General features: G+C 33.4%; 25 protein-coding genes and 1 other annotated feature. Of the genes, 2 read left to right on the forward strand and 23 right to left on the reverse strand.

The window, feature by feature from the left end; genetic code table 11:
* From CAB05_RS21255 to nadB, 4 genes are all read right to left on the reverse strand, one after another.
* Positions 1-1,037: SafA/ExsA family spore coat assembly protein (locus CAB05_RS21255; RefSeq protein ID WP_142283147.1), on the reverse strand; the 1,037-nt coding region annotated here is incomplete at its 3' end.
* 215 nt (positions 1,038-1,252) lie between these two features.
* Entirely contained in the window at positions 1,253-2,347 is a 1,095-nt protein-coding gene (gene nadA, locus CAB05_RS21260; protein ID WP_488168249.1) for a quinolinate synthase NadA, read from the reverse strand.
* 39 nt (positions 2,348-2,386) lie between these two features.
* A complete protein-coding gene (nadC, locus tag CAB05_RS21265) occupies positions 2,387-3,214 on the reverse strand; it encodes a carboxylating nicotinate-nucleotide diphosphorylase (protein WP_088004110.1) in 828 nt (275 codons plus the stop codon).
* Between the two features lie 12 nt (positions 3,215-3,226).
* Entirely contained in the window at positions 3,227-4,708 is a 1,482-nt protein-coding gene (gene nadB / locus CAB05_RS21270) for an L-aspartate oxidase (RefSeq protein ID WP_088004112.1), read from the reverse strand.
* A 139-nt stretch (positions 4,709-4,847) separates the two neighbouring features.
* On the opposite strand from nadB, the gene CAB05_RS21275 reads away from it, so the two are divergent.
* Both CAB05_RS21275 and CAB05_RS21280 read left to right on the forward strand, forming a co-directional pair.
* Positions 4,848-5,999, forward strand: a complete 1,152-nt coding sequence (locus CAB05_RS21275; protein ID WP_088004114.1) for an IscS subfamily cysteine desulfurase — start codon at positions 4,848-4,850, stop codon at positions 5,997-5,999.
* The gene (locus CAB05_RS21280; protein WP_088004116.1) at positions 5,996-6,535 is read left to right on the forward strand and encodes a transcription repressor NadR; all 540 of its coding nucleotides are present in this window, start codon (positions 5,996-5,998) and stop codon (positions 6,533-6,535) included. Before CAB05_RS21275 ends, CAB05_RS21280 begins: the two co-directional genes overlap by 4 nt.
* A 36-nt stretch (positions 6,536-6,571) precedes the next feature.
* Here the strand turns inward: CAB05_RS21280 and obgE are convergent, their stop codons facing one another.
* The 19 genes from obgE to CAB05_RS21375 all read right to left on the reverse strand — a co-directional run bounded on the left by obgE (position 6,572) and on the right by CAB05_RS21375 (position 24,193).
* Entirely contained in the window at positions 6,572-7,858 is a 1,287-nt protein-coding gene (gene obgE, locus CAB05_RS21285; RefSeq protein ID WP_088004118.1) for a GTPase ObgE, read from the reverse strand.
* A 14-nt stretch (positions 7,859-7,872) separates the two neighbouring features.
* Entirely contained in the window at positions 7,873-8,415 is a 543-nt protein-coding gene (locus CAB05_RS21290; protein WP_088004120.1) for a Spo0B C-terminal domain-containing protein, read from the reverse strand.
* Positions 8,416-8,651: 236 nt separating this feature from the next.
* Positions 8,652-8,942 carry a 50S ribosomal protein L27 gene (gene rpmA / locus CAB05_RS21295; protein WP_025672162.1) on the reverse strand — a complete coding sequence of 97 codons (291 nt, stop codon included), beginning with the start codon at positions 8,940-8,942 and terminating at the stop codon, positions 8,652-8,654.
* Between the two features lie 16 nt (positions 8,943-8,958).
* Complete coding sequence (locus tag CAB05_RS21300; RefSeq protein WP_088004122.1) at positions 8,959-9,294, reverse strand: ribosomal-processing cysteine protease Prp; 336 nt, start codon at positions 9,292-9,294, stop codon at positions 8,959-8,961.
* A 9-nt stretch (positions 9,295-9,303) separates the two neighbouring features.
* Positions 9,304-9,612 carry a 50S ribosomal protein L21 gene (gene rplU, locus CAB05_RS21305; protein WP_088004124.1) on the reverse strand — a complete coding sequence of 103 codons (309 nt, stop codon included), beginning with the start codon at positions 9,610-9,612 and terminating at the stop codon, positions 9,304-9,306.
* A 14-nt stretch (positions 9,613-9,626) separates the two neighbouring features.
* Positions 9,627-9,700 (reverse strand) — a sequence feature (ribosomal protein L21 leader region).
* 77 nt (positions 9,701-9,777) lie between these two features.
* The gene (locus tag CAB05_RS21310) at positions 9,778-11,223 is read right to left on the reverse strand and encodes an Rne/Rng family ribonuclease (RefSeq protein WP_088004126.1); all 1,446 of its coding nucleotides are present in this window, start codon (positions 11,221-11,223) and stop codon (positions 9,778-9,780) included.
* Between the two features lie 112 nt (positions 11,224-11,335).
* On the reverse strand, positions 11,336-11,689 hold the full coding sequence (locus tag CAB05_RS21315; RefSeq protein WP_088004128.1) for a hypothetical protein: 354 nt from the start codon (positions 11,687-11,689) through the stop codon (positions 11,336-11,338).
* Between the two features lie 780 nt (positions 11,690-12,469).
* Positions 12,470-13,330, reverse strand: coding sequence for a site-2 protease family protein (locus CAB05_RS21320; protein WP_088004130.1), 861 nt, complete (start codon positions 13,328-13,330; stop codon positions 12,470-12,472).
* A complete protein-coding gene (locus tag CAB05_RS21325; protein WP_088004132.1) occupies positions 13,323-14,093 on the reverse strand; it encodes a M23 family metallopeptidase in 771 nt (256 codons plus the stop codon). The genes CAB05_RS21320 and CAB05_RS21325 overlap by 8 nt, the downstream gene beginning before the upstream one ends.
* A 98-nt stretch (positions 14,094-14,191) precedes the next feature.
* Positions 14,192-14,986 (reverse strand): septum site-determining protein MinD, encoded by a 795-nt coding sequence (minD, locus tag CAB05_RS21330; protein WP_088004134.1) that lies wholly within the window; start codon positions 14,984-14,986, stop codon positions 14,192-14,194.
* A gap of 2 nt (positions 14,987-14,988) precedes the next feature.
* Positions 14,989-15,675: a septum site-determining protein MinC gene (gene minC / locus CAB05_RS21335; protein ID WP_088004136.1), complete on the reverse strand. Its 687-nt coding sequence runs from the start codon at positions 15,673-15,675 to the stop codon at positions 14,989-14,991.
* Between the two features lie 47 nt (positions 15,676-15,722).
* The gene (mreD, locus tag CAB05_RS21340) at positions 15,723-16,241 is read right to left on the reverse strand and encodes a rod shape-determining protein MreD (RefSeq protein WP_088004138.1); all 519 of its coding nucleotides are present in this window, start codon (positions 16,239-16,241) and stop codon (positions 15,723-15,725) included.
* A 7-nt stretch (positions 16,242-16,248) separates the two neighbouring features.
* Positions 16,249-17,100: a rod shape-determining protein MreC gene (gene mreC, locus CAB05_RS21345; RefSeq protein WP_088004140.1), complete on the reverse strand. Its 852-nt coding sequence runs from the start codon at positions 17,098-17,100 to the stop codon at positions 16,249-16,251.
* Positions 17,101-17,256: 156 nt separating this feature from the next.
* A complete protein-coding gene (locus CAB05_RS21350; RefSeq protein ID WP_088004142.1) occupies positions 17,257-18,288 on the reverse strand; it encodes a rod shape-determining protein in 1,032 nt (343 codons plus the stop codon).
* A gap of 133 nt (positions 18,289-18,421) precedes the next feature.
* Positions 18,422-19,108, reverse strand: coding sequence for a RadC family protein (radC, locus tag CAB05_RS21355; protein WP_088004144.1), 687 nt, complete (start codon positions 19,106-19,108; stop codon positions 18,422-18,424).
* A 21-nt stretch (positions 19,109-19,129) separates the two neighbouring features.
* Positions 19,130-19,690 (reverse strand): Maf family protein, encoded by a 561-nt coding sequence (locus tag CAB05_RS21360; protein WP_088004146.1) that lies wholly within the window; start codon positions 19,688-19,690, stop codon positions 19,130-19,132.
* A 340-nt stretch (positions 19,691-20,030) separates the two neighbouring features.
* Positions 20,031-20,984, reverse strand: a complete 954-nt coding sequence (locus CAB05_RS21365) for a hypothetical protein (protein ID WP_088004148.1) — start codon at positions 20,982-20,984, stop codon at positions 20,031-20,033.
* Positions 20,985-21,143: 159 nt separating this feature from the next.
* Positions 21,144-22,862 carry a sensor domain-containing diguanylate cyclase gene (locus CAB05_RS21370; RefSeq protein ID WP_088004150.1) on the reverse strand — a complete coding sequence of 573 codons (1,719 nt, stop codon included), beginning with the start codon at positions 22,860-22,862 and terminating at the stop codon, positions 21,144-21,146.
* 29 nt (positions 22,863-22,891) lie between these two features.
* Positions 22,892-24,193: a bifunctional folylpolyglutamate synthase/dihydrofolate synthase gene (locus tag CAB05_RS21375; protein ID WP_088004152.1), complete on the reverse strand. Its 1,302-nt coding sequence runs from the start codon at positions 24,191-24,193 to the stop codon at positions 22,892-22,894.
* Positions 24,194-24,263 lie beyond the last annotated feature (70 nt).

Below are 24,263 nucleotides of genomic sequence, written 5' to 3' on the forward strand. Positions count from 1 at the left end.
ACTTGTTGATTTGGTTTTCCTGTTTGGACTGGTGACACTTGTTGATTTGGTTTTCCTGTTTGTACTGGCGACACTTGTTGATTTGGTTTTCCTGTTTGTATTGGAGATACTTGCACATTTGGCTTTCCCGTTTGTATAGGAGATACTTGTTGGTTTGGCTTACCTGTTTGTACTGGTGATACTTGTTGATTTGGCTTACCTGTTTGTACTGGTGACACTTGTTGATTTGGTTTTCCTGTTTGTACAGGAGATACTTGTTGATTTGGTTTTCCTGTTTGGACTGGAGATACTTGTTGGTTAGGTTTTCCTGTTTGGACTGGAGATACTTGTTGGTTAGGTTTTCCTGTTTGTACAGGAGATACTTGCTGGTTTGGTTTTCCCGCTTGTACTGGTGACACTTGTTCTTTTGGATTAGATGTTGATGGAGAAACTAACGATCCTGGGAAGTAGTTGTTTTTCTCTGACATGTTTTGTCCTCCCTTGGTGTTCACTTTTAAATTATTTTCATTTATTGGTTTTTTATCTGCAACTGGCATGACAGCTTGCGGTATATTCGCATTTGGCTTTCCAGTTTGAACAGGAGATACTTGTTGATTACTATTATTTGTTGCAGGAGATACAGTTGGTTTCGCAGGTGGAATCGGTACTTGAATGACAGGTTTTATGTTTTTTGTAGGCGAAACTTCTACATTAATATTAAATGTATTATCAACAGGTTTCGTTGTTGGTTGGACAGCAGGTTTTGGTTGTTCAGCAACAGGTGCTGGCTGTTCTGTTACAGGTTGAACTTGTTCTTTCTCATCTACGTCCAATTTAATACTCGTTTTTGGTTCCTTTGAAAGCTGTACCTCTTTTTGAGAACCTAAAGGTGCCTGCTTTTCTTTCATCTTTTCAGGTACTTTAATTTTCATACCTGGATAGATACTTTCTGGATTGCTTAATTGCGCATTTAATTTTACTAATTCGTCGTAATCGATGTTATATTTTTGTGCAATGCTCCAAAGGGTATCGCCCTTTTGAACTATATGAATTCTCACCTTTTCCCCTCCTGACCAATTGCCTCTACGTTGGATTGTACAGTTAGTACCTCACAACAATGTATGTCTGTAAATTTGTATTTATGATTGAAGGAATTTGAAAATATATTATTAAGCTTGTATAAGTATTTACTTTTTTCTAGTTTTTTCTATAAAAAAATCATTTAGCCAAATATGACTAAATGATTTTTATGATGAACTAAGAATTATTATGCTTAGGCAAGTTCCAGCATTTTATCAAGCGCTTTTATTGCATCACTTGCAGTTTCTTTATCTACTGTAATAATGTTTTGAATGTTGCCTTTTTCGATATTTTCTAAAGACCATAATAAATGTGGTAGATCGATACGATTCATTGTTAGACATGGACACATAAAAGGATTTAATGAAATAATTTCCTTGTCTGGATGATTTTTTATAATTCTTTGTACTAGGTTCATTTCAGTACCAATTGCCCATTTACTTCCTGCTGGTGCAGCTTCGATTTGGTCAATAATATATTTAGTTGAACCATTATCATCACTTGCAGCTACAACCTCTCTAGAGCATTCTGGATGCACAATGATTCTCATATCTGGATGGTTTTTTCTTACATTCTCGATATTTTTTACAGTGAAGTTTTCATGTACTGAACAATGTCCCTTCCAAAGAATTACTTTTATATCTTGAATATCACCATCATACTCTAATGTATCTGTAATTGGATTCCAAATAGCCATATGTTCTAGCGGCACGCCCAATTCATATGCAGTATTACGTCCTAAGTGTTGATCCGGTAAAAATAAGATTCGTTCCTTTTGAGTAAATGCCCATGATACTACTTTCTTTGCATTTGAGGATGTCACTGTCGCACCATCATTTTTCCCAACAAATGCTTTAATTGCGGCTGTTGAATTGACATAAGTTAATGGTACGATCGTATCTCCGAAAAGCTCTTGTAATGCTAACCAAGCACGATCAGTTTGATGATGGTCGGCCATATCAGCCATGGAACAACCTGCACGCATATCTGGTAATATGACAATTTGATCATCCTCAGTTAATATATCCGCTGTTTCCGCCATAAAGTGAACACCACAGAATACAATATACTTTGCTTTTTTATTGTTTGCAGCTACTTGAGCTAATTGAAGCGAGTCACCTGTTGAATCTGAAAACACAACAACTTCTTCTTTTTGATAATGATGACCTGGGATAAACAATTCCTCGCCTAGTCTTTCTTTTATCTCTCTAACTCTTTTTTCCATTTCTTCAGTTGATAACGTGTAGTATTCATCGGGAATTTGATATCCCTCATTTTTTTGAATCATATCTAATACATTCATATTTTTCACTCCATTCCCCATTACTTACAAATAAAAACTGATATCTAACGCTTTAACTGAGTGAGTTAAACATCCTAACGAAATCACATCTACCCCACAATTTTGAAAGCTTGCTAAATTATCTAAAGTAATCCCACCAGAAGCTTCTGTTTTAATTGTTTCAGGTACTAATGTAACAAATTGTTTAATCTCATCTGGCGTCCTGTTATCAAACATGATTACATCTGCGCCCGCCTCTACTGCTTCACGAACTTGTGCTTCATTCTCAGTTTCCACTTCAATCTTAATCATATGTCCAAGTTTATGTCTTAGTGCCTCTACTGCATTTTTAATTGAGCCTGCGTATGCAATATGATTATCTTTTAGCATAACTGCATCATATAGACCAAAACGGTGATTTGCACCACCACCACATGTAACAGCATATTTATCAAATAAACGTAATCCAGGCATCGTTTTTCTAGTATCAACGATTTTTATATGATCATCATTTAGCGTTTCAACAGCGTTGGCAGTTAATGTCGCTATTCCGCTCATTCTTTGTAATAGATTTAACATTACTCGTTCTCCAGATAATAAAACTTGAACTGGACCCTCTACTTCAGCAATAAGCTGACCTGGTGTTACAAATTCACCATCTGCAACATGGCATGTAACTTTAATATCTTCATGTAATAATTTATAAGTAACTTCAATTAAGTCTGTTCCACAGATTACTCCGCTTGCCTTTGCTACAACTCTTCCAATAGAACGTTCTTTCATTGGAAAGATATGAATTGAAGATACATCACCTTCACCAATATCTTCTAATAAAAATTGCTCAATCATTTTTTTTGCTTTTAACGTATTCAAGATATTTTCCCCCTATAAGTTAGCTGGTTCATTTACTATTTCGATAAAATGTGAGCCAATACTTTCTTTACGATTTAAGGCAGCATCAGCAACTAACTTGCCAGTTGTGATCATATTGTATATTTCTAATTCTTCTAAAGTCATTGCATGTGTTTCTATCTCTACTGACTCTAGATAGTACGTAAAATAACTGATGACTTTCGCTAAACCTTCTTCTGTTCTAACGATGCCAACATACTTCATCATCATATCTCTAATGTCATTTTTAGTAGGTAATGTTCTTACCCTTGGTATTTCATAATTCATTACATTCATGTCAATCATCATGCTTGGCAGTTTTGCTATGAATCTAGCAACTTTTTTTCCAAATACAATCCCTTCTAAAAGAGAGTTACTAGCTAATCGATTTGCTCCGTGCACACCAGTACTAGCTACTTCTCCTACTGCAAATAATCCTGGGATATTTGTTTCACCATTTGTATTCGTTTTGACGCCTCCCATATGAAAATGAGCACCAGGAACTACTGGAATGTATCCATCTGCTATGTCAATTCCATTGCTTTTTACATTTGAAGATATTGTTGGAAAGCGTTCTTCAAAGTTATCAATTGAGCTAATGCATAAGTATATTTCTTCACCATTTTTCATTTCATTATAAATAGCTCTGCTGACAACATCACGTGGCGCCAAGTCCTCAAATGGATGAATCCCCTTCATTATTCGACGACCGTTTTTTGTAACTAAATATGCACCTTCACCTCGAACTGCTTCAGAAACTAAGCCTTTACATTCACCATTTATATACAACATTGTTGGATGAAACTGAACAAATTCCAAGTCTGCCATTTCACAACCTGCTCGGTATGCCATTGCAATACCATCGCCTGTAATCCATTGATTATTTGAGCTGAATTGATACATTGAGCCTATTCCGCCAGTCGCCAAGAGAGTTGAATTTGCATAGTACATTTTTAACTCGCCATTTTCTGATAGTGCATAGACTCCAACACATTTGTGATCTTTTATGATAAAATCAATCGCCATTTCATTTTCGATAATTGTGATTTTATCTTTTAATCGTTTATACATCGTTTCAACAAGATGTTTTCCTGTTGCATCTCCACCTGCATGAAGAATTCTATTTTTACGATGTGCGCCTTCTCTTCCTAGATGAAATTTCCCATTTGGATCCATATCGAATTTCATACCAAAAGAAACAAGATCTTCCATCGATTTTGTTCCATTTTTTACAAGCTCTTCTACAGCTTTCTCATTATTTACATAACAACCTGCCTCAAGTGTATCTTGCTGATGTAACTCCCACGAATCATCGTCAGTCATAACTGCAGCAATTCCACCCTGTGCTAGCATTGAATTACTATCAAATATTTTTTTCTTTGTGAATAGAATCACATTTTTAGACTGACAAATTTCCTCAGCAGCCATTAATGCAGCTATCCCACTGCCAATAATGACAACATCTGCTTTTCGCATCGTTGCCCTCCCCCATTTACATATACATCTATTTAAAATTTATCATATTTAAAAAAAAGCTGTCTTGACACCTATATTTACATATAATTAAACTAATGACAAGAAATTTTTTTAAAATGGAAGAAAGAGGGGCTACAAAATGATTTATTTAGACTATTCTGCCACAACACCTATGAGTGAAGAAGCTCTCGAGACATTTGTATCTGCCTCTAAACATTATTTTGGCAATGAAAGAAGTTTACACGACGTTGGATCAAATGCATCCCTTCTACTTGAAACTTGTCGTAAACAACTTGCAAGTTTTTTAAACGCTAGTCCAGCAAGTATTTACTTTACAAGTGGGGGTACTGAATCTAATATACTTGGCTTACAAACTCTTTTAAAAAGCACCAAAAAACCAGGCCGTCATATTTTAACAACTACCTTAGAACATTCATCAATTAGTAACTATGTAAAAGTTTTGGAAGAACAAGGCTTTGAAGTTACTTATATACCAGTAAATCAAAATGGAATCGTTTCAGTTGATTTGATTAAAAAAGCAATTCGTGATGATACAATATTAGGGATCTTTCAACACGTCAACTCAGAAATAGGCGCAATTCAACCGATTAAAGACATTGCTAAATTATTTAAACCATTCAATATTATGCTACACTGTGACTGTGTACAATCTTTTGGAAAATTGGATATAAATCTTGCTGAATTCGATGTTTCTAGTATAAGTATTTCTAGCCATAAGCTATATGGTCCTAAAGGTGTTGGGGCACTCTATATAAACCCAAAACTAACTAGTCAGCCAATTTATCCAGGAACTTCTCATGAAAGTGGTATCCGTCCTGGTACCGTTAACGTACCTGCTATTGCTTCTTTTGTAACAGCAGTAGGACATATTATTAATTCAAAGGATCATAATCAACAAAGATACTTATCATTAAGACAATTATTTCGTTATGAATTGAAAGATGTTGAAAAATTAGTTCGTTTTGAAGGTTCTGATGATGACTGTATTCCAAATATAATTGGAATGAGAATTATCGGTCTAGAAGGTCAATTTGTTATGTTAGAATGCAATAGACATCAGTTTGCTATTTCAACTGGAAGTGCGTGTGCTATTGGTATGCAAAAACCGTCAGAAACGATGTTAGCAATTGGAAGAAGTGAACATGAAGCAAAGCAGTTTTTCAGGATTTCAATTGGAAAATACACGAACGAAGAAGACTTAACAAAACTTGCTTCAACTCTTAAATTAATAATGAAGCAAAATTTACTAACTGAGGAATTGAAAAAATGAATAAAAAACTTTTAGGAGAAGAGAGAAGGAATAAAGTCTTACAGTGGTTAAAAGAAGCAAAAAGTCCACTTTCAGGTAATTCCCTGGCAAAACGAGCAAATGTAAGTCGGCAAGTTGTAGTAGGTGATATCACTTTATTAAAAGCCAAAAATGAGCCTATTATGGCAACTGCTCAAGGTTATGTTTATATGCACCCTGACAATGGGTCAAACAAAATACAAAAAGTGATAATTTGTCGACATTCTAATACTGAAACAAAAAAGGAATTGGAAATATTAGTAGACCACGGTATAACAGTTAAAGATGTAATGGTCGAACACCCTGTATATGGTTATATAACAGCACAATTACAAATTACAAACCGATATGATATTTCAATTTTTCTTCAAAAGATGGAAGAAACAAATTCAGTACCACTAGCGAACTTAACAAATGGAATACATCTTCATACAATAGAAGCTGATAATGATCAGCAGCTTGAGAATGCGCTGTCTGAATTGAAAAAAGAGGGAATATTGATAGATATGTCCTCATAAAAAAAAGGTAAGCAATCTAGTTGCTTACCTTTTTTATTAATCGATAAATTCAAATTCATACTCAGAGATTTTAACAATATCTCCGTTTTTCGCACCACGTTCACGTAATGCTTCATCAATACCCATACCTCGCATTTGACGAGCAAAACGTCGAATAGATTCTTCGCGTTCAAAGTTAGTCATCTTGAATAGTTTTTCAAGTTCCTCACCTTTAACTACAAATGTTCCATCACTTTCACGCGTAATTTCAAACGTTGGTTCTTCTTTTTGATACTTGTAAAGAACACGTAATGGCTTATCTTCTTCTTCATCATGAAGTGGGAACTCTGGTGTAGATTCCACTAAATCTGCAACTGTAAATAATAATTCACGTAAGCCTTGTTTAGTAACTGCAGAAATTGGGAAAATTTGCACTTCATCTCCAACTTGCTCTTTAAATTTTGCTAAGTTTTCTTCACTTTGCGGGATATCCATTTTATTTGCAACGACAACTTGTGGTCGCTCAGTTAAACGTAAATTATATTCTTTAAGCTCTTGATTAATTGTTAAGTAATCATCATAAGGGTCGCGACCTTCAAGACCAGACATATCAATTACATGTACAATAACACGAGTTCTCTCAATATGACGTAGGAATTGATGACCTAAACCAACACCTTGGTGAGCTCCTTCAATTAATCCAGGTAAGTCTGCCATAACAAAACTACGATTATCATCTGTTTCAACAACACCAAGATTTGGAACAATTGTTGTAAAATGATACTCAGCAATTTTTGGTCTTGCAGAACTTACTACTGATAATAAAGTCGATTTTCCAACACTTGGAAATCCAACTAATCCAACATCGGCTAATACCTTTAACTCAAGCTGAATGTTACGCTCTTTACCTGGCTCACCATTTTCAGCAATCTCAGGTGCAGGATTTGCTGGAGAAGCAAAACGACTGTTTCCTCTTCCGCCACGTCCTCCTCTTGCAATGACAGCTGTTTGGCCATCCATTGTAAGGTCGGCAATTAATTCACCAGTATCAGCATCAGTTACGATCGTTCCAGGTGGTACCTTTACAATCATATCCTCAGCGTTTTTACCATGTTGATTTTTAGACATACCGTGTTGTCCACGATCTGCCTTAAAATGACGCTTATAACGGAAATCCATTAATGTTCTTAGTCCTTCATCTACTCTGAAAACTACATTGGCACCTTTACCACCATCGCCTCCAGCAGGACCACCTTTAGGAACATACTTTTCACGACGGAAAGCAACCATTCCGTTACCGCCGTCTCCACCTTTTACATATATCTTGACTTGATCAATAAACATAAATCCACCACTCTTTATTTTTCCATTTTAAATTCTATACTGCATTCTTCTGTTTCACAAAAATATGACATCATTTGAATCTTTGAATGATCACTTGAAGACGAAACAATCCATTTTAGCATTTCTTCTTTCCTTGTTAGTTTACCTCTGAAGTCAAAAAAGAAACAAACTGTTTCATCATTTATTTCAATTGTTAAGCTAACATAATTCTCCTCATAAATATGTACCCATGATTCTAGTTTGCTTAAAAAATTTCGAATCCAATCTGTCATCATTTCATCTAAATTTTTAAGAGAACAAGGATCTCCTAAAATTTCATAATCTAGTACAATTGTCCGAGGTTTCCAATTATATGTAATAATAAATTCAGCAAAAGCTGGAATTTGTAAAGAACATATTTTAGCTTCGTTCAAGGAATCCGCAATGATTTTTGTCATCGTTTCTTCTAGCATATCCTTTTGACCTGTAGCCAAATAACCTTTAATTAATTGAATTCGATTTAACCAATCATGACGTGAATGTCTTAATACCTCAAGAACGTCCCATTTTCCCTGCATTGTACTTCTCCTATTGGTTTACTTTTTTGGTATATAAGAAGGTGATCATATAAAGAAAACTCGGCATTTGATAAATCACTTATTATGTTAAGCCGTTGTTTATCTTGTTTAAAAATGCTCGAGTTATTTGGAGCATATTGTTTAGAGGTTGCTTTTCTAAAAAGCAAAAGTTTGAAAATATGTCAAATGTACAGAAAAACTCTAACCTAAAAGGTTAGAGTTTCTAAGTTAGTTTCTTAAGCTTCTTGAGCTACAGGGTATACACTTACTTGTTTGCGGTCACGGCCTAAACGTTCGAATTTAACAACGCCATCAACTTTCGCAAATAATGTGTCATCTCCACCACGACCAACATTTACACCTGGGTAAATCTTAGTGCCGCGTTGACGGTAAAGAATTGAACCACCAGTTACGAATTGTCCATCAGCACGTTTCGCACCAAGACGTTTCGACATTGAGTCACGACCGTTTTTTGTACTACCTACTCCCTTTTTAGAAGCAAATAACTGAAGATTTAATTTTAACATGGTTACACCTCCTGTTTTACTCGTTTATAGTGACATAATCACCGTAACTTGTTGCGATCGATTGTAAAGATACAAGCATCGCCTCAAGGATAAGTTGCGCTTTTTGCATTTCTTCATTGGTCAAATTCATTGGCAATTGATATTTCAAGATTCCTTGTTTTTCATCAATATGCGTAAAAGATTCTGCGTCAATGTTACAAAGAGCTTCCAGTGCATTTACTGTTCCGATAGAAACAGCTGAAATACCTGCACAAACAATGTCTGTACCGTATTCAGAAAAAAATGCATGTCCACTTATGATAAAGGAACAAATACGTCCATCTTGTAAACGTTCAATTGTTATATTAGTCATTACTTATAATTAAGCGTTGATTTTTTCGATAACAACTTTAGTGTAAGGTTGACGATGACCTTGCTTACGACGGTAGTTCTTTTTAGATTTGTATTTGAATACAAGAATCTTTTTAGCTTTACCGTTCTTTTCAACTTTAGCAGTTACAGTAGCTCCTTCAACAGTTGGGCTACCAACTTTGATGCTTTCGCCACCTACGAATAAAACTTTGTCGAATGTAACAGTGTCACCTGCGTTTGTATCAAGCTTTTCAATGTAGATTGCTTGACCTTCTTCAACTTTGATTTGTTTTCCACCAGTTTCAATAATTGCGTACATAATTGCACCTCCTCAAATAGTCTAAGACTCGCCAATGACAGGCATGCAAAAAGCATTTAATACCTGCTATGAGCGGTTGTAGCACGGGTGCGCTACAAACAATAACATTATGATGTTACCACGAGCGAATAGTTCATGTCAACAACTATTCCGCTGATAAACCTATTATAAATAGCTTTTCACGTCTTTTTCTGAACCTACTCTGACAATCTCATAGTAATGAACTTTAGAAGCTGTAATCTTTAGATAGATATTCATATATAACGCTTTTTCAAGTCTCTTGATATGTTGATTATTTTCCCCGTTTATGTAATTTGCCACATCTCGATCACATTCAACAAGAATTGCTTCATATTCGCTTGACGATGTTTCCCACAGCTCTCTTTCCAATTCAAAAGCAATTTGCTCTGCACTTTTTATTAGTCCCGTCCCATTGCATACTAAACACTTTTGATGAGTAGCTTCGATATGTGAATGAGTCGTGCGCTTTCTCGTTAGTTCAAATAATCCTAGATTTGTAAAACCAAACAACTTCGTAAATGCTCGATCATTTTGAAATGCTTCCCGTAACAAATCAGATATTTTTTTCTGTTTTTCTGTTGAAGGCATATTAATAAAGTCAATTATGACCATACCACCAATATCTCTTAGCCTCAACTGACGTGCGATTTCTACTGCAGCCAATTGGTTTGTCTGAAATATTGTCTCTTCTCTATTTTGTTTACCACTGAATTTACCAGTATTCACATCAATAACAGTCATTGCCTCAGTTTGCTCCATAATTAAAAAAGAACCATTTTTTAACCAAACAATTGATTTATATGACTTTTCGATTTGTTCTTCAATTTGATAAGCGACAAAAATATTTTCTTTTCCTTTGTAAACTGAAGTGGGTAATGTCATAGGCAGATAATTTTTTATTGAAACTAAGTCATCCACAATGATTTCGTTAATTGTATTTGCTGGGTGAAGCTTAAAAAATTTCGTATACAATGAATTTGCTTCCCACACACAAGTCACTTTTTTTGATACTTGCTTTGCATATGAAGAATAAATTGTTTGAAAGTGACCTAACTCGTTCAAGATCTCTTCATCACTCGCATGTTCACTCGAAGATCTAAATATTACCCCTTCAGATCCACTAGTGTTCTCTCTTCCTAAAAAATAGAACTTATTACGAGCTGCTTCTTTTTTTATTTTATTTGAAACCGCAACCTGTTTCGTAAGTGGAAAATAAACAACATAATCACCAGAGAATTCTAGATTATTTGTAAGCTTCGGTCCTTTTTCATCAAAGGCATCCTTAATGACTTGAACAAGAATATACTGACCTTTTTGAAATGTTTTTCGTAGGACTTCGCCAGATTGATCCGGATTTTCTTTACCTTCAATCGTATCTTCATATCTCATAAATCCATTTTTAGCTAAACCAACATCAACAAATATCGCATTTAACTTAGGCAATACATCTTGAACTTGACCAATATAAATATTACCCACAAATGAACTTGTATCAGCTGATGAAAACCACTCAACCAACTGATTATCTTCAACTACCGCTATTCTTTTTTCTGAATGTTTAACATTCATAATGACTTTCTTCAATTTCATCTTCCTAACTTTCTATAATACTTTTCATTTTATTCATTCCTTTTAGAAAAAGCTAGTTAAGATACAATCCACAAGAAAAAACACCACAAACTTGTGGTGTTTTTCTTTCTAATTACTCATCGCGTTTATCATTATCAATCATATCTTTTGGATCTTCTACAATGTCTTCTGGATCAGGGTCATTATCATTCTCATCATCACGCAGGATATTATCGTCTTCATCTACCCCAGGTGCATTCATATCATTATCCCTAATATCATTTCTTAAACCATTATTTCTTAAATCATTGTCTCTATATACATCATCATTATTTAAATCCACATCATTCATATCGTTTTCGTAATTTACAGGAGTATTCATGTTTCTTCGATTTACATCATCTCGATCATCATTTGCATTACAACCCATTAAAATCACAGAAGATAAAAATACACTAGTTAATATAAGATAAATTTTTCTGCTCATAATCATGTCCTCTCACAAATCATATTCTTTAAAAAGTTATAGCCTATTGCATTAGTTATTATCTCTATATCAAGTGTCGGTATTCGCAATTTGATGATTCAAATACAATTGGAAGTAATGCCATTAAAAGGATTTTAGAGAATTCAAAAAGCTGTTTTCGTATATATTGTTGCTATCAAGAATGCGTTAGTTTTTTTTTTCAAAAAGCAACAATCTTTGAAAAGAACAAATAAAAAAGCCACTTAAATTAAGTGACAGGTTCTGACTATTGGTAAGATAATTAAGTTAGCTTGGTTTATTTGATTAAGAAAATGGGAACAGGTTCAACACATTTAAAGGAGTATCAATATACTTTTTTTCTAAGTTTTCTAATTAAAAATCATGCCTTTATTAGAAAATGATATTTATATTTACTATAGGATGTTCTCCCCCTTTGAGATTTGTGAGACATCTAAGACTCAGCTTCTGCCACATAGAAAGCGAACATCCTTTATTGGAAATCAACATAATCAATAACTTCATACGTTTTTTATCTTTCGGTTTTTGTTCTTAAAATTAAGGACTCTCATATCAGAAAATGATTGCAACGGAAGGATGCTCGACTCCTATGGGAACTGCGGGACAGCTGAGACCCCACAGGCGCGAATGCGCCGAGGAGGCTCAGCGCCCGCCCCATGGAAAGCGAGCATCCTGCAGTGGAAATCAAAGAGATACTTCTTCATAAAAAAAATGGCAACTATTAGTTGCCATTTCACACATTTCTTCCCATAAGATTTAAATTTAACTAATCAGCTCTTCCAAAGAATAAGTTGCTTTTTTCTCCGTAAAATAAGCATGCAATAACTCATTCTCATCAAGCATCTGTTGATTTCTCTTATCAACATTAAAAACAACATTATACTTATACCCCTTATGGAAATTAGAAAACACCTGAAAAAGCTTTGTCTCCTTCGTCAATGATATAGATTTGATTTTCTGGATATACTGTTCATTTCCATAAAAACGCTCCATCAGAAAACGAATTGCAACAAAATGCCTATTCTTCCACTCAATCCATAAAGAAATATATAAAAACAACAAACAAGCCCAAATGGTTATATTAATCGGTTGAATCACTAACGTCAAAACTGTAGCAATTGATAAAAATAGAAATGACGAATAAAGACTATACAAATGCGCCTTCACAAATGGGAAAATTAAAGAAAACAACTGATTCATAAATTTCCCACCATCTAAAGGCCAAATTGGTAATAAATTAAAGCACAAAATGCTCACATTATACCCGATAAAAAGTGAATATAAATTTTCAGGAATAAAATTCATTTCAAATAAAAACTTTGCGATTACAAATAATGTTACATGTTGTATTGGACCTGATATTGTCACAATGAACTCTTCTAAAATCGGTCGATTTCCATGTTCATCTAAATCCACAACCCCGCCAAATGGTAATAATGTAATTTTGTTAATTCTCCAATTAAAACTAGTTGCTGCGATTGCGTGTCCTAATTCATGACAGAAGATAATAATCGTAATAAATAAAACCGACCAAAAATTTGCAGTTAAAATACCAATACATGCAATTAATAAATAAAGTGGATGTAGTGTAATCTTTGAAGCAAGTTTTATCCATTTATTCAAAAGATATCACCTTTTTCGGGTCAATAAATTTTTCACCCATTTTGATTGCAAAGTAATACGTTCCAAAATTACCTTCTTCATCAGGAGTCACAGTACCTAAAACCTTTTTACTATCGACTCTTTCCATATACTTAACATTTGTTGAACTTAATTTTCCGTACCAAGATTCAGATCCATCCGCATGTTGCACAATCACCGTTTGTCCCAAATCATCCTTTTCCCCAACAAAAATTACATTTCCACCTTCAATAGCCTCTACCTTTTGATTTAGTTCAGTTTGGATTAAAATACCTTGTCCGTCCGTTTTAAAGCTTTGTAGTACTTTCCCACTAGCTGGGACACCATAGTCTACACTATCAACCGTTTCATTTTTCTTATTTATTTGAGGTAAGAAGGCAATAGGAGATCCGAACCGATCTTCATACCACTTTTGTATTGATGCAAATTGAAATTCGCTGTTATACACCTTTGATAGTCCATTTCTTACTTCAGTAGAAATTGATGAATTACCTTTTAAGACGATTGCTAACCCTAGAACAATAACGGCACTTAATAAACTTCTAAACAAAAAAGTAGAATGATTCATTACTTTTTTACCTTGCTGTTCAACTAAATCATCATAAGAATACGTATACCCATTTTCGGTAGTTTGTGCTTCATTTAGAGGGAATTTTGTCATCAATTGATTTGGATGACCCCATTTATCCTCTTGTTCACGTCGTTTAGCAATTCTTTTTCGAATATCATCTACGCGTTTACTCAAAGTGTCACCTCTTTTCACAGTCTTGTTAATTAAACTATATGAAAATGGTGGACAACTTATGAGTAAAAAGAAAAACACTTCGTTAGAATAACGAAGTGTTAACGGATTCCGAATAATTTTTTAACTTTAAAGAACAAACTCTTTTCAGCTTCTAATGATTGTAATGGCACTGACTCACCTAACACTCTTCTTGCAATATTTCTATAAGCAATTGAAGCTTTAGAATTTGGATTCATCGCGACTGGTTCACCACTATTAGTAGCTTTAATTACATTCTCATCGTCTTGAACAATTCCAATTAAATCAACAGCTAGTGTAGAAGTAATATCATCTACATCCAAGCTATCACCATTTTCCATCATATGGCTTCTGATACGATTGATTACTAGTTTAGGAGGTTCGATATCCTCTTGTTCTAATAATCCGATAATACGGTCTGCATCTCTAACTGAAGAAATTTCTGGCGTTGTGACAACAATCGCTTTATCTGCTCCAGCAACTGCATTTTTATATCCTTGCTCAATTCCAGCAGGACAGTCTATCAATATATAATCATAGTCTTTTTTCAGTTCATCAACTAACACTTTCATTTGTTCAGGAGTAACAGCAGTTTTATCACTCGTTTGAGCAGCCGGTAATAAGTATAAGCACTCAAAGCGTTTGTCTTTGATTAATGCTTGATGCGTTTTACAACGACCTTCTACAACGTCAACTAAATCATAAACGATTCGGTTTTCTAAGCCCATGACAACGTCTAAGTTTCGTAGGCCAATATCGGTGTCAATTAAACATACTTTTTTACCAAACATTGCTAAAGCTGTTCCTAAATTTGCTGATGTCGTTGTTTTACCAACTCCACCTTTACCAGATGTAATTACTATAGCCTCTCCCACAGTTACATCATGCCCCTTTCTAACCTTGTCAAACTAGGTCTAAGATGAGTGAGAAATTGAATTCGATCGACAATGATATGGTTATCTTCATTTATGTATGCACATTCCATTTCATTGCCTTCTTCACCATAATGATCTGGTGCTCTGTTCATTATGCTGCAAATTCTCAACTGCATTGGTTTCATTATAGACGCTGCAATAACTGCCTCATTATTGCCATTAAATCCAGCATGAGCAGTCCCTCGAAGCGCACCCATAATAAAGATATTGCCACCTGCAATAACAGTTCCACCCGGATTAACATCACCGATTAACAGTAGATCACCTTTTACTTGGAGAACTTGACCAGATCGTACCATTCTGCAAATAGGAACGATTTCTTCTCTTTTTAACCATTCCATCGCTTCTTGTTTCGAAACAACATTACTGTCGATTGATTCAACAACAAGATTGTTCTTTTTACGAACGATAGATCGTATTATTTCATCTTGTTCGGGAGATAAGAAGCGATTTCCAATCTTTAATCGGACTGCAATTAATGGACGATCATTGCTCTCAAACAAGTGGGTAGACAGTCTTTCTTCAATTTCATCTACTAAAATCTGAAAAGAACATGTATCATCGAGGTGCAGTGTTAGACCATCTTTTGTTCCTTTTATTGTAACATATTGTTGCCTCTGTTCCATGATAAGTGTTCACCCCGAATGTATAATTCGACATGCACTCAAAAAATCCTTTATTTTTCCTCATTATTTTCACTAATTGTTCTTAATAATGATGACAGAGGAAATGCAAAAATTAATATAAAGAGTGCATTCAGTAATAATGTCGGAAATAATCGATGATTTATGAAGTAACTATTTAACATATTTGTATATCCAAATAGAATATTTAATCCATAAACTAAGTATTCTAAAGCAATTGTCCATATCAGAACTAAAATGCTTCTAATAAATAAATTAGCATAAAGTATTTTCATTGCTTGGCTTATTAAAAATATAAATAAAGGAAAAGCCGCTAAATATATTCCAATTATTTCTGTGTACGCAATATCATAGATTACGCCAAATATAACACCATATACAAGTGCTTTCTTCGGATTATAATATAATGTCATAAATAATAATCCGAAAAACAGAAAATGAGGTACGATAATTCCCTTTTCACCTAATAGTGTTGGGGACACGTTTGAAACATAAATATTTTCTAATATGAAAAGAAGTGATAGAAGAAGAGGTAAAACATACTTACTCATCTACTTTCTACTCTCCTTCCTGTACGTCAATGGTGCGTTTTACGACAATGACATGGTTAATATCATTAAAATCTGCTTGTGGCTTAATATAAGCAGTCTGAGTTAATCCATGTTCATCTGGTTCAACTTCTTCAACCTTCCCGATGACTAAAGTTTTCGGAAAAACTCCGCCAAGACCAGAAGTCACCACAGTTTGTCCTTTTTTAACTTTTGCATTAGAAGGGATTCGTTTAAACAATAGTGTTTGTTTTTCAACATCGTAACCTTCAATTAAACCAAATACTGTATTTTTCTGTTGAATTTTTGCAGAAATACGATTTGTTCGATCAGATGCACTTAGTAATTGGACAGTAGAAGAGAATTTTGAAACGTTTTTAACCTTACCAATTAATCCTTTTGCTGTAACAACCGCCATCTCTTTTTCAACACCATTAGTTGAACCCTTATCAATGGTAATAATCTGCTGCCATTTATCAGGATCTCTAATAGTTACTGTTGCTTGAATTGATTCGTAATCACTTAGGTCCTTTGTATAACCAATCAGATCTTTTAATTCTTTATTTTCTTTTTCAAGTTCCTTCTCCCGAACAGATAGCTCTACATATTTATCAAGTTTACTCTTTAGTATTTGATTTTCTTTATATGTATCTTTCAAATCCGAAATATTATTAAATAAACCCGCAATATATTGTGCGGGTTTATTAAATACTTTTTCAGTCAAACTTACTGTATCTTTAATAAACTGCTCGGGAATAGAAAGGTTTCTGTTATTTCTTAATGAATAACCTAGAAGTGCCACCAATAATATAATAGCAGCCAAGACAATCATTAAACGTTTATTTTGAAAAAATTGTGGCATCCTGACACCCTCTTATAGCAATTCAGCTTCATTTTTAAAAGATTTCATGCGTATAATCCTCACCAGAGACAGTGAGGATTACACATATTACTAATTACTTTTTCTTATTATTTAATTACTCACTTTAGACAAGATACATTTTTATTCAAAATAATATTATCTGTAATTTGAAGAATAATTCTTTTTGAAAATATCAATATTGTCTAACGCTTTACCTGTACCAATTGCAACACAATCAAGTGGATCTTCTGCAACTATTACTGGCATATTTGTTTCTTGACTAATAACTTTATCAAGATTACGAAGAAGCGCACCGCCGCCTGTTAACACAATACCACGGTCAATGATATCAGCTGCCAATTCAGGTGGAGTTTTTTCTAATGTATTTTTTACAGATTCAACAATTGCTGTTACCGTATCACTTAATGCGCTAGCAATTTCTTCACCATAAATAGTAATTGTTTTTGGTAAACCGGAAATTAAATCTCTTCCGCGAATATCCATTTTTTCTCCATTTTCTGTTTTAATTGCCGAACCAATTTCAAGCTTTAATTGCTCTGCTGTACGCTCACCGATCGCTAAATTATAATTTTTCTTAATGTACTGCATAATCGCATCGTCCATATCATCTCCAGCAGTACGAATCGATTGACTAGTAACGATACCACCTAAAGAAATAATCGCAACTTCAGTTGTCCCTCCACCGATATCTACAACCATGCTACCAGTTGGTTCCATTACAGGCAGATTAGCTCCAATTGCAGCTGCAAAAGGCTCCTCAATCAAGAACGCATCACGTGCACCTGCTTGTCTTGTAGCGTCGATTACCGCTCTCTTTTCAACTGCCGTAATCCCTGATGGTACACATACCATTACATAAGGTTTACGTGAGAAGAATCCGTTACTTTTTTGTGCTTGATGGATGTAATGCTTCATCATCGTAGCAGTCGTTTCAAAGTCAGCTATTACGCCATCTTTCATTGGTCTTGTAGCAACTACATTTCCTGGTGTACGACCAATCATATTTTTCGCATCTTTACCTACAGCAACAATTTGCTTTGTATCTGTTTGCAATGCAACTACTGATGGTTCTCTTACTACAATCCCTTTTCCTTTTACAAAAACTAAAGTATTGGCAGTACCTAAGTCTATTCCTAAATCACGTGTAAATCCGCCTAATCCTAACATATGTATCTTCCTTTCTAAAACGTACAACTTTTCATTATATTTAATGTATCTAATTATATTTTCTTATCGTTAGTAAATAACAGGTTTTTATCCATAACTTACATTATAAAACAATTAGTACTTAATGAACACCCTAAACATAACCTTTTTCTTTTAAACTGACATACTTATGTTCACCAATAATGATGTGGTCTAGTAATTCAATTCCAATTATTTTTCCACATTCAACTAATCGTTTTGTGACTTCTATATCTTCTCTACTTGGTGTAGGGTCTCCACTTGGATGATTGTGTAAACAAATTATTGAGCTAGCTGATCTTCTAAAAGCTTCTTTAAAGACTTCTCGTGGATGTACTATTGAAGCATTTAAACTACCTTTAAAAATAGTTTCGCGGGCAATAATTTGATTTTTTGTATTTAAATATAAACAAATAAAATGCTCTTGTTCAAGAAATCTCATTTCATCCATCATAAATTTAGCACAATCATCAGGACTTTTTATCACAAATCTCTCTTCAAACTGTAATCTATTGATTCTCTTACCTAATTCGAAAGCTGCTAATAATTGTGTAGCTTTTGCCTCACCGATGCCATTTATATTTGAAATTTCTTCGATCGAAGCATTCATTAAAAATCGAAGTCCATCAAATTTATGCAATAATTGGTTAGAAATTTGTAAAACAGATTCATTTTTAGTCCCAGTTCTTAATACAATAGCAAGTAATTCTTGGGTGGACAAGCTACTCGGACCCTCTTTAATTAACCGTTCTCTCGGACGGTCATCTTTTGGAAAATCTCTAATAAGTAGAGAATTTTGCAAATAACCACCTCATTTGCCTAATTAAAAAAACAGCTCATACAGTTTTTTCTTAACTTTATTGATAGGAAGCCCTACTACAGAGAAATAATCGCCGTCTATTTTCTCTACAAATGTGCCACCAAACCCTTGAATCCCATACGATCCCGCTTTATCCATCGGTTCGTTAGTATCAATATAGTCTAAGATTTCTTGATCACTTAAAACACTAAATGTGATTTTAGTACACTGATAAAAGTTGGAAGTGATCCCTTCATTGATAATTGAAACCCCTGTAAATACTTCATGGGTATTTCCAGATAGCATTTTTAGCATAGCAAATGCGTCCTCTTTTGAAGAAGGTTTACCCAGCTTTTGATCAGCAAACGTAACAATTGTATCAGCACCAATTACAATAGCATTAGGAAATTTTTTGTACACATCTGCAGCCTTTTGCTCAGCTAACTTCATTACCAATTCCGAAGAATGCAAGTGTTGCTCCATTACTTCTTCAACATCACTAGTTTCAATGATAAATGGAATATTTAACATACTTAGTAGTTCTTTTCTTCGAGGAGATGCAGAGGCTAATATAAGTTTTTTCATTTCATTCACCTATTATTTGTTTTTAAAAGGAAGGATACAACTCCATCCTACCTAGATACCCACTATAACACAAATTAGTAAAAAACACTTTTCGACTTTTATTCGTTAATAAAATGTAATAAAAATGAAAGAATTGCTATTTATTAAAATACCCTAAACATAAAAAATTCATTTTTCATTTGTAAGCGGATTAATTTTAAACAGATTTATTTACAGTACTTGTTCTATCTATAACAATTGCAACTCATCATTTTTTATTAAAAAGATTAAAATTCTTTCATTTTCCCTTTTCTCCTCCCCTACTATTGTTATATTACTGTAATAAAAAATACACTAACAATTAATTTGTTAGTGTATTTTTTTGTTCCTTTAATAACTTAAATAAGCCTAATACATCTTTTTGAACATTTTGTGTAACTTGATTTAGACTTTTACCTTCACTATTTGTCAATTCTTTTTCTATATTTTGTAAATGTTTTAACCCTGTCAGTAATTGTTGATTTTTAATTAGGTCTTTTTGATTATTTAAGATTAATAACGTAGAGTTAATTTGCTCTAACTGCTTTTCATTATTAAAATTATTACTTGTTAAGTAAGATAAAATAAATGCAAAAGTCTCGATTTCGGCTTTGTACATTTCCACTGATTGTTTTGGACCTGTATATTCTCCTCCACCTATCGATTCTTCTTTTAAATAAGCACTGTCTAGTTTCTTCTTAACCTCATCTTTAAGAAATGTACTTTCTTTTCCACTCAATGCGATCACTACGAAAAAAGCTTCATTTTTTTCATAAATGACTGCTTCGTAACCCTGCTCAGCTATTTCTTCTACATTTTTCTGAGCAGAATCCATATTTTTAAACATACCAACTTGTGCTAAATCAAAGGAAATGGCAGGAATATTCATCTGAACTTGTGTCGGAGCGACAGTGACTACGTCTGGACTTTGTTGTTCTGATTTAGATTGTTTAAATATACTTAAAAATACAAATCCAAAACATAAGCCAATCAGGCTCGCACTAATAATTGAGATAATGATACTTTTGTAAGAAGAATTATTAAGAAAAAAAGGAATTTTTCTTTTTTCCTTTTTCATTTTCGGCTTTTTCTTTGGATTCTTTTTCTTTTTCACATCATCTAAGACTATTACTTTTTTTCCTAACCCGTCAGGTGTTGGAAGTACCCATTGAAATTCGGTTTTTTCTTCTACTTTTTCATGGGGATTCACAACATCTTCTTCATATTCTTTTTCCTCTCCGTTAATTTTAATCGATATTTTTGAGGACTTGTCCATTTGAATCCTCCTAATATTTTATTTTATAACGTAACAGAATACTAACATACAAAATCAAAAAAACTAGCCGACATTTGTCGAGAACAACGATGTATCGCTCTACAAATTTCGCTTAAACTTTTATACAAAAAAGAAACTGTCTCTCATGGGAGACAGTTTCTACTTACTATATAATGCTACTTTATTTCTTCCAGCATTTTTCGCATCTGAATACATTGCACGATCCGCACAACGAATTAAATCAGTAGGCTCATTCGCAACATTCGGCGCAATTGCAGCACCGATACTAGCTGTTATCGTTAATTTTATTTTTTGATTTTCATTTTTCATGTGATCTGTTACAAAAAATGGAATATTCTCTAGGCTTGTCCTAATTTCTTCAGCGATTAAGAATGTTTCGTTCTCATCATAATTAACAAGTAGTACAGAAAATTCTTCGCCACCAAAACGAGCAACAATTCCTTTTTTTTGGACTATACTTTTAATTCTTTGTGCAACCTCATATAAAACTTCATTTCCAGCTTGATGACCATAAAGATCATTTACTCTTTTAAAATGATCTAAATCCATTAATAACAAAGATATAGATTTGATTTCAAAAGTCTTTAAACGAACAAATTCACTTTTGATCAATGCTTCTAGATATTGAAAATTATATAATCCAGTCAAAGAATCTGTTTCACTTTTCATTTTTGTTTCTAAATAAAAACGAGCATTTTCAATTGCAATTGCAAGGTATAATGCTAGGATTTCGACCATAACAACTTGATATCGTTTGTAAGCATTTTTCTGTTCAGAAGCAAGCGTTAGCACACCTATCACTTGCTTATTTTTAATAATGGGTATTGAAAGTAAACTTTCTGCATTTATATATTTCTTATGGTCATTTGTGAACCATTGTGATCTTCGGTTAAATATAAATTCTTTTTTCTCTGAGAACACTTTTTCAGTAATAGACCCTTGAAACGAATTATTGATGATGGGTTTATTATAATCTTTTTCTTCAGCATTATTTTGAAAAAAACGTTTTAATTTTAATTGATCATCATTCATTAAATATAAGGTTCCAAAAGTTACTGGAATTAGATTTGTTAATTGATCGAAAAACTCATCTATAACATTATCTTCTTCCATTCTTTGCGTCATTTTTTGGCTTATATTCATCGTTTGTTTTAAATATTTATTCATATTTAACGCTGATGATAAAGAATTAAGTATGACCATTAAAATAATATAATAAATTGCGATATAAAATAATGTTAAATAACCTTTTGTTTCTAACATTAAATATAAGCTGATACCAATAGGGTACATTAGTAAGCTGATGAAAAGATCCCATCTAAACTCACGATTAAACATTTTCGCATCTTTTTTAAATAATTTTATAGTGATTACATATAAAATGATTTGATTGATCCAAAAAGATACTAATGTGTAAATCAATAATGGAACTAAATTATTAATCATTTCGCTTGTTCCACTAAATCCGATTGTTCCACCAAATAGTTTGTAAAATATCGCACTTCCAACGGAACATATAGCAAACATTAAAGAATTAAGAGGCATCCGATATAATGTTTTCCTCGTAAGACTTAATCTTATATATAGAAATGCATATCCCATTTGGGTTATTAGTAATTCTGCAAAGAGACCATACTTTAAAAAAACTAATATAGAAATACCTAATATAAATGAAAAAGTAGCATCATTTATTTGAATTGGCATATTTGCAACTACTAAAAATAAGCAGAAGATGATAAAAAAGCTCGCTTTTTCTATTTGACCAAGAGGACTAACCACGTGAGCATAATAAAAAATGATTGGCATTAGGACTGCCCAAGAAATCCAAATTAGTCTATTATTATGCTTACTAATCATGATTAGTTTTCCCTCCCTTACGAATTTTTCTAATTGTGTTTATTTACTAAATATTTTCTCACATCTGAGATAAAATATAAAGAACCAGTTAGTAATATAATCCCATTTTTTTGAATTTTTTTAACATTTTTCTCTATTGCTTCTTTGAAATTTATTTCATAGTCTACATTTAGTGTTTCTGAAGTATGAATTAATTCTTCATGTGACATTGCTCTAGGAAAATCAAAAGTTGTCATGGTGATATTCTTAGTTATATTCTGTAGTAATTCTACCATTTCAATCACATCTTTATCTTTTAATGCAGAAAAAACAATTGTAATGTCATGTTGATTGAAATGAGATTTGATCGATTGAACAAGACTTTGTATTCCTTCTATATTATGGGCACCATCAATTAATATCATCGGTTCTGTAGAAATTTTTTCTAGTCGACCTTCTCTATAAGCTTTTTTCAAACCTGACTTTAATGCTTTTTCAGTTACTTGAAAACCATATGTATCAGTTAGTAATTCTATTGCCATTATTGCGCATGACGCATTCCTAATTTGATGTTGACCTATCATTGAAATTTCTATTTGTTCAAATTTGTTTTGTTGACTAACAAAGTTAAAACACTCATGATCCAGACCATTCATATCGATTGCTTTAAACTGTTTATCAAATTCAAAGAGTGTTGACTCATTCTTTATCGCCATTTTTTGAATAATGTTAAGTGCTTCTTCTTTTAATTCCGCCGTAATCGTAGGAATACCTTTTTTAATAATTCCAGCTTTTTGTACAGTAATCTCCTCTATTGAATTGCCGAGAATTTGATGATGGTCATGTCCAATGCTCGTAATGATACTAATTAGTGGTGTTATTACATTCGTACAATCCTCTAATCCGCCTAAACCTACTTCTACAAGAAACATGTCGTGTTCTTTGACTTGGCCAAAATAGTAAAATGCCATTGTGGTCAGAATTTCAAATTCCGTTGGTGCCCCACATGGAAGTATCTCTACTTCTTCTACGATTGGTTTCATTTTATTTACTAACATAATAAAGTCTTCTTTTCCAATCATTTCACCACAGAACATAATTTGTTCTCGATAATCAATGATATAAGGGGAAGTAAAAGCTCCGACCTTATAGCCAGCCTCTAATAGAATGCTTTGAATGTAAGATATTGTTGATCCTTTACCATTTGTTCCTGCAATATGAATTGCTTTTATATGATGATGTGGCTGATCCAATCGAAGTAACATCTCTTCCATTCTCTGTAAACCCGGTACGATTCCAAATTTTGTTCGATTTAACATCCAATTTAATGCATCATTATAAGTACTTACCATTTTCAATCACCCTTTTCGTAAAAAACGACGAATAAGATAGCTCTCAATTCGTCGTTTTGTTACTTTTCAA

It is taken from the genome of Gottfriedia solisilvae, from assembly GCF_002128405.1.
Taxonomy (GTDB): Bacteria; Bacillota; Bacilli; order Bacillales; family Bacillaceae_G; genus Gottfriedia; species Gottfriedia solisilvae.

What these genes read in the sequence shown, in the direction of transcription:
- nadA (WP_488168249.1), bottom strand. Translation starts at nt 2,347, where the DNA reads ATGATTCAAAAAAATGAGGGATATCAAATTCCCGATGAATACTACACG.
- nadB (WP_088004112.1), bottom strand. Translation starts at nt 4,708, where the DNA reads ATGCGAAAAGCAGATGTTGTCATTATTGGCAGTGGGATAGCTGCATTA.
- CAB05_RS21275 (WP_088004114.1), top strand. Translation starts at nt 4,848, where the DNA reads ATGATTTATTTAGACTATTCTGCCACAACACCTATGAGTGAAGAAGCT.
- CAB05_RS21280 (WP_088004116.1), top strand. Translation starts at nt 5,996, where the DNA reads ATGAATAAAAAACTTTTAGGAGAAGAGAGAAGGAATAAAGTCTTACAG.
- obgE (WP_088004118.1), bottom strand. Translation starts at nt 7,858, where the DNA reads ATGTTTATTGATCAAGTCAAGATATATGTAAAAGGTGGAGACGGCGGT.
- CAB05_RS21290 (WP_088004120.1), bottom strand. Translation starts at nt 8,415, where the DNA reads ATGCAGGGAAAATGGGACGTTCTTGAGGTATTAAGACATTCACGTCAT.
- rpmA (WP_025672162.1), bottom strand. Translation starts at nt 8,942, where the DNA reads ATGTTAAAATTAAATCTTCAGTTATTTGCTTCTAAAAAGGGAGTAGGT.
- CAB05_RS21300 (WP_088004122.1), bottom strand. Translation starts at nt 9,294, where the DNA reads ATGACTAATATAACAATTGAACGTTTACAAGATGGACGTATTTGTTCC.
- rplU (WP_088004124.1), bottom strand. Translation starts at nt 9,612, where the DNA reads ATGTACGCAATTATTGAAACTGGTGGAAAACAAATCAAAGTTGAAGAA.
- CAB05_RS21310 (WP_088004126.1), bottom strand. Translation starts at nt 11,223, where the DNA reads ATGAAATTGAAGAAAGTCATTATGAATGTTAAACATTCAGAAAAAAGA.
- CAB05_RS21315 (WP_088004128.1), bottom strand. Translation starts at nt 11,689, where the DNA reads ATGAGCAGAAAAATTTATCTTATATTAACTAGTGTATTTTTATCTTCT.
- mreD (WP_088004138.1), bottom strand. Translation starts at nt 16,241, where the DNA reads ATGAGTAAGTATGTTTTACCTCTTCTTCTATCACTTCTTTTCATATTA.
- mreC (WP_088004140.1), bottom strand. Translation starts at nt 17,100, where the DNA reads ATGCCACAATTTTTTCAAAATAAACGTTTAATGATTGTCTTGGCTGCT.
- CAB05_RS21350 (WP_088004142.1), bottom strand. Translation starts at nt 18,288, where the DNA reads ATGTTAGGATTAGGCGGATTTACACGTGATTTAGGAATAGACTTAGGT.
- CAB05_RS21360 (WP_088004146.1), bottom strand. Translation starts at nt 19,690, where the DNA reads ATGAAAAAACTTATATTAGCCTCTGCATCTCCTCGAAGAAAAGAACTA.
- CAB05_RS21365 (WP_088004148.1), bottom strand. Translation starts at nt 20,984, where the DNA reads ATGGACAAGTCCTCAAAAATATCGATTAAAATTAACGGAGAGGAAAAA.
- CAB05_RS21370 (WP_088004150.1), bottom strand. Translation starts at nt 22,862, where the DNA reads ATGATTAGTAAGCATAATAATAGACTAATTTGGATTTCTTGGGCAGTC.
- CAB05_RS21375 (WP_088004152.1), bottom strand. Translation starts at nt 24,193, where the DNA reads ATGGTAAGTACTTATAATGATGCATTAAATTGGATGTTAAATCGAACA.